Here is a 4,970-nt window from a genome sequence, read left to right on the forward strand (position 1 = left end):
TGTCGCGAGGGTGTCCAGGTCTGTCTTCACACACTGACATTGGACGCCCTCGTCCTATGTCCGCAGGCCATCCCTTGGACTCATTCATCTAGGGTGTTCGTGGCGGAAGTCCACTGGTCGGCCCGGAGGTGCCATGTCCCTGCAGATGAAGCTGGTTGCGATAACGCTCGACTGCCCTGACCCGCTGGCCTTGGCGGCGTTCTATCGGCAGGCCACCGGCCTTGAACTGCACCCGAAGTCGGACGCCGACTTCGCTGGCCTCAATGGTGAGCACGGACTCTTCATCGGTTTTCAGCGGGTCGACGACTACCGGGCTCCGAGCTGGCCCGGCCAAGTCGTTCCCCAGCAGCTTCACATCTGCTTCACGGTCGACGAGGACTTGGCCGTGGCCGAGGCCCGGCTGCTGGAGCTGGGCGCGGGCAAGCCGGATCACCAGCCGCATGGCGACAAGGCGCGGGTCCTCACCGATCCGGCTGGGCATCCCTTCTGCATCAGCTTGCGCTGACTGCCGGATTCACGAGGGCGCCGTCGACCTGTCGGGCACCGGAACTTGCCAACACATGACCGGGACCCAGCCGTACATGTCTCCACAACGGCGGGACTGCCGACGCATCGCAGAAACAGGACACGTGCCCAGGGGGCTGGCGGCTCGTTGGTCAGGACAGCAGCGGCCGTCTTGGCGTTCCGGTCGCGGGTGGGGTGTGGAATGTCGACGGGTGTAGCTCCTTTGGAGGGACGGGCCGAGCTGGGGCGTCGGTGTCTGGCGCATCGCCTGTGCCCGATGCGGCTGCCCCTCGTCGGAGCGCCGCGGGTAGGCGTGCCGGCCAGGCCGAAGATCGGCCGAGCGGTCCTCGGTGATCAGCGGCGGGACAACCGCAACCGCCGGAAGGATCACACCTCACATGTGAACTCGCGGCTCGGTGCCGGTGAGGGTGGCGGTTGCCTGCCAGAGCCTCTTGGCGACGGCCGGGTCCAGGCCGGCCCGGCCGGGCTTGCGGATCAGTGGGTAGCCCGTGAAGCTGAACAACCCGTCCGGACCGACGTAGGCGTTGCCGGGGACGTCCTGCGTGGCTGCGTACATGAGCGGCAGAGCTCCGTGTTCGACGTCCTGGACCAGGAACGGGAGCCGGTTGACGAATCCCAGCGGCGAGTGCGTGACCAGTCCGGTCCGTGCGACGCCAGGGTGAGCGATGACCGAGCGGACACGGCTGCCCGAGGCGGTCAAACGGCGCTGCAATTCCAGCGAGAACAGCACAACGGCGAGCTTGGACGACTCGTAGACGGCCAGCCCGTTGTACTTGCGGGTGCGCCAGTCGAGGTCGTCGAGGTCCAGCCTGCCGAATCGGTGCAGTTGGCTGGAGACCGTCACCACGCGGTCGGTCAGCCGGGGCAGCAGCAGGTTGGTGAGCACGAACGGCCCGAAATAGTTCGTCGCGGTCTGCACGTCCAGGCCCTGCGCGGTCCGCGCCGCCGGGATGTCCATCACCCCGGCGTTGTTGATCAGAACATCGATGTCGCCGGTGTACGACGTCGCAAACGCACGTACCGAGTCCAGGTCGGCGACATCGAGTCGCCGGACATCGAAATCTCCACGCATACCGGCCACTGCCTGGCACGCCTTGTCGACGTTGCGCACGGCCAGCACCACGTGGGCGCCGACCCGTGCGAGTTCGCGAGCGGTCACCAGCCCGATCCCCCCGCCCGCACCGGTGATCACCACCGTCGCGCCGGCCATGCTTGGCAGCCGGTCCGCGGTCCATTTGGCCATGGTGAAATCCTCCAGAGACTCTTCCGCCTGATTCCTGACGCCGTCCAGTGAAGAGGGCCCGTGCCGGCGGATGAAGGACCTGCCCAACCACTGAATGGCAGGGCGTGGCTACCCGTGTCGGCCTGCCGGACAATGAGGCGGCCAGGTATGCGACATCCGAGTTGGGGAGCCCGATGATGGACACGGCGGTGGATGGCGAGGGTCTGGCCGATTTCCTGCGCGGACGCCGGGAGTCCCTGCAACCCGAGGACGTCGGGTTGCGCCGCGGCGCACGACGGCGCACGGCCGGGCTGCGCCGGGAGGAGGTCGCCGAGCTGTGCGACATGTCGGCCGACTATCTGGCCCGGCTGGAACGCGGCAGCGGTTCCCAGCCGTCGCAGCAGATGGCGGCGGCCATCGCCCGGGGCCTGCGCCTGACCCCCGACGAACGTGACCATCTGTTCCTGCTGTGCGGGCACCGCCTCCAGACACGGCGACTACGCGAGGCGCACATCAGTCCCGGGCTGCTGCGTGTCATGGACCGGCTTCAGGACACACCGGCGCAGATCGTGGGCACGGTCGGTGAAACGCTGCAGCAGACGCCGCCCGCCGCGGCGCTGCTCGGCGACGAGACGCGTCACACCGGCCCGGCGCGCAGCGCCCTCTACCGGTGGTTCACCGACCCCACCGCCCGCCATCGGTACCTGCCCGACGACCACCACCTGCACAGCCGCGTCTACGTCGCCATCCTGCGCGCCAGTGCCACCGCGCAGGGGCCCGGATCGCCGGCCGCCTCGCTCGTGGCCGACCTGCAACACAACGAGGAATTCGCCGAGCTGTGGAACCGCCACGAAGTGGGACTGCGGTGGAGCAACGCCAAACGCTTCGTCCACCCCGAGGTCGGACGCATCGACCTGTACTGCCAGACACTGCTCGACCCCGACCAGGGGCAGTCCCTGCTCATCTTCACCGCCACACCTGGCACGGAGAGCCACGACAAGCTTGCCCTGCTGACCGTGCTCGGCGCCGACACGTTCGCAGGCTCCTGACGCACTAGGGCGTGTGTGGAAAGTGGATCAAGCAGTCCCCGACTCGGCGAGTCATGGGGTGTGAGCGGTCGCGTAAATACGAGAGCGTCGACATGGGGCAGCGCGTACCCTCTCAAGGCCCTGATCATTTGTGCCTGGAGAACTCGTATGAGCTTGGATCTGGTGTCCGTCGACCGTGAACCGGCCGCCGGGGCTGTTCTGCTGGCCGGCATCCCCGGGAGTGGGAAGTCCACGGTGGCCGCTGCGCTGGCCGGCCGCCTCCGGATGTCGGCCCACATTGAGGTGGACGCATTCCAGGAGATGATCGTCAGCGGTGGGCAATGGCCCTCGCCGGCCGCGAACCCGGAAGCCGACCGGCAGATCTTCCTGCGGGCCCGCAACGCGTGCCTTCTGGCTGACAGCTTCGCGCGGGCCGGTTTCATCCCGGTACTCGATGATGTCGTGGTCCGCCGTTCCCACCTTGACTTCTATCGCACGACGCTGGCGGCCGTGCCGCTCTACATCGTCATCCTGGCTCCCGGCCCGGCAGTGGCGTGGCGGCGCAATCAGGCTCGGGAGAAGGTCCTGGCCACGGACTGGTCGCCGCTGGATGAGGCGATGCGCTCCGAGCTCGGGCAGCAGGGAACCTGGATCGACAACGCTGCGCAGACGGTTGAAGAGACAGTCGAAGCGATCCTGTCCGTGACCGGTCTGGCGTCCGGCGCTGAAGTCGATCAATCTTTGCGATGATCGCCAGGTGGCGCGTGGAGATCTGACGGATACGCAGTGGGATCGGCTGGCACCGTTGTTGCCTGGGCGCAAGAAGCCGGGACGTCCGCCGATATGGACGAGGCGGCAGCCGAACCTTCCACCCGCCTTCGTGCACCGGGCTACCCGGAAGCCGTGACCGGGAGGGCAAGGGCCGCGGCCGGTGTCGCCATGTCCACCGGCGTCAGCTGGGCCCAGCGAACTTGATGGAGCGTCAGGAAGGCTGGCAACGCAGCGATACCAACTCCAGGACCGCTGGTGTGCTGAAGCATCACGGGCTCGCGGCATGCGTTGTCAGAGGCGGCGGGCAGGATGACGGTCATGACAGACGGAACGACCTGGCTCGCCGATCGACAATCCATCGCTTTCGGGGGCTATCACGTGGTACTCGCCCGCGGGCTGTCCCCGCAGGAACTCGCCAGGCGCCTTGCCGCGGCCCTGCGGTACGACACGGAGCGCATCGTCGTGCCGGTCGGGGACCACACGGGAACTTCGTTCCTGGAGCTCATGGACGACTACGACGACGTCGGGCTGCGCCTCGGCTCTGTGGGGGACTGGACATACGCGGTTGCGTACGGCGGCTGGCAGGCCGAGTTCGGACCGTTGACACCGGTCTCGCGCGACGGTGCGCATGTCTGCCTCCTGGAGTACGAGGAGGAGAACGGCAAGCCGGTGCCGCCCCAGTTCGCCTACTTCCACGATGGCCGGCTGCTGGCTGCCTTCAACCTGCACCTGGACGGGTCATGGGGCTACGAAAAGGTCGAAGGCGACCCTGCTACAGCCGCTCGACTGCAGGAGCGGCTCGCGGCCGCCGGCCTCCCGGACCCGGAGCGGAACCGAAGGGAGGTTCACCGCGCCGCGCTCGGTGTGGTCGAGGAGTTCTTCGGGCTCGCGCTGCCGAGGGACCCGATCGTGAGCGGGACGCTGCCGGCCGTTTTGCTGGAACCGGCCTGACCCGCAACCAGACCGGCACAACTATCGGGTGCTCTTGCTCCGTCGCCGCCCGCGCTGAGCGCGCAGTTATCGGCGGAGCCCGTCGCGGCGTGTACCGGCGCTCGTTCTCGCGCGGGCGTGCGACGGAGGTGTCGTGATGGCTGCGCGCAGCACCCGTATCCAGCGAGGCGGCAGCGGCAGGACGACCGTCCGCGCCACACTGCTCAACCACTTTGTGCAGGAAGCCGACTTCGTGCCGGCGCCCGCTGAACAAGCCGCCGGCCTCCTTGCCAGGGAAGCTCTGGACGGGTATCACACGGTCCTGGTGGACACTCTGAAGCTCCCCCTTTGACCTGGACAGCTTGATACTGGGACGGATGGTCCCGGAGGAAGCAGTCGTAGGTAGTGAGTAGCAAGAGCAACATGAGTAAGCGGTACACGGCCGAGTTCAAGCGGGACGCGGTTGCCCTGGCGTTGTCCTCGGAAAAGACGGT

The 4,970-nt window shown here is 67.5% G+C and carries 6 protein-coding genes; 5 read left to right on the forward strand and 1 reads right to left on the reverse strand.

The window, feature by feature from the left end; genetic code table 11:
* Positions 1-133 precede the first annotated feature (133 nt).
* Complete coding sequence (locus ACIRRY_RS51710; RefSeq protein WP_403988102.1) at positions 134-505, forward strand: VOC family protein; 372 nt, start codon at positions 134-136, stop codon at positions 503-505.
* 393 nt (positions 506-898) lie between these two features.
* On the opposite strand, the gene ACIRRY_RS51715 is transcribed toward ACIRRY_RS51710, so the two are convergent.
* Positions 899-1,768, reverse strand: coding sequence for an SDR family NAD(P)-dependent oxidoreductase (locus ACIRRY_RS51715; protein ID WP_403988105.1), 870 nt, complete (start codon positions 1,766-1,768; stop codon positions 899-901).
* A gap of 173 nt (positions 1,769-1,941) precedes the next feature.
* Between ACIRRY_RS51715 and ACIRRY_RS51720 the strand changes: the two genes are divergently transcribed.
* The 4 genes from ACIRRY_RS51720 to ACIRRY_RS51735 all read left to right on the forward strand — a co-directional run bounded on the left by ACIRRY_RS51720 (position 1,942) and on the right by ACIRRY_RS51735 (position 4,828).
* Entirely contained in the window at positions 1,942-2,796 is an 855-nt protein-coding gene (locus ACIRRY_RS51720; protein WP_403988108.1) for a helix-turn-helix transcriptional regulator, read from the forward strand.
* A 147-nt stretch (positions 2,797-2,943) separates the two neighbouring features.
* Complete coding sequence (locus ACIRRY_RS51725) at positions 2,944-3,525, forward strand: AAA family ATPase (RefSeq protein ID WP_403988111.1); 582 nt, start codon at positions 2,944-2,946, stop codon at positions 3,523-3,525.
* Positions 3,526-3,864: 339 nt separating this feature from the next.
* Positions 3,865-4,497, forward strand: coding sequence for a DUF6461 domain-containing protein (locus ACIRRY_RS51730; protein WP_403988114.1), 633 nt, complete (start codon positions 3,865-3,867; stop codon positions 4,495-4,497).
* Between the two features lie 136 nt (positions 4,498-4,633).
* Positions 4,634-4,828, forward strand: coding sequence for a hypothetical protein (locus ACIRRY_RS51735; protein ID WP_403988117.1), 195 nt, complete (start codon positions 4,634-4,636; stop codon positions 4,826-4,828).
* Positions 4,829-4,970 lie beyond the last annotated feature (142 nt).

Origin of the sequence: Streptomyces sp. NPDC101776, from assembly GCF_044766845.1 — a bacterium.
GTDB lineage: Bacteria > Actinomycetota > Actinomycetes > Streptomycetales > Streptomycetaceae > Streptomyces.

Coding starts and splice junctions, on each gene's coding strand:
- ACIRRY_RS51735 (WP_403988117.1), top strand. CDS start 4,634: ATGGCTGCGCGCAGCACCCGTATCCAGCGAGGCGGCAGCGGCAGGACG.
- ACIRRY_RS51725 (WP_403988111.1), top strand. CDS start 2,944: ATGAGCTTGGATCTGGTGTCCGTCGACCGTGAACCGGCCGCCGGGGCT.
- ACIRRY_RS51730 (WP_403988114.1), top strand. CDS start 3,865: ATGACAGACGGAACGACCTGGCTCGCCGATCGACAATCCATCGCTTTC.
- ACIRRY_RS51720 (WP_403988108.1), top strand. CDS start 1,942: ATGATGGACACGGCGGTGGATGGCGAGGGTCTGGCCGATTTCCTGCGC.
- ACIRRY_RS51710 (WP_403988102.1), top strand. CDS start 134: ATGTCCCTGCAGATGAAGCTGGTTGCGATAACGCTCGACTGCCCTGAC.
- ACIRRY_RS51715 (WP_403988105.1), bottom strand. CDS start 1,768: ATGGCCAAATGGACCGCGGACCGGCTGCCAAGCATGGCCGGCGCGACG.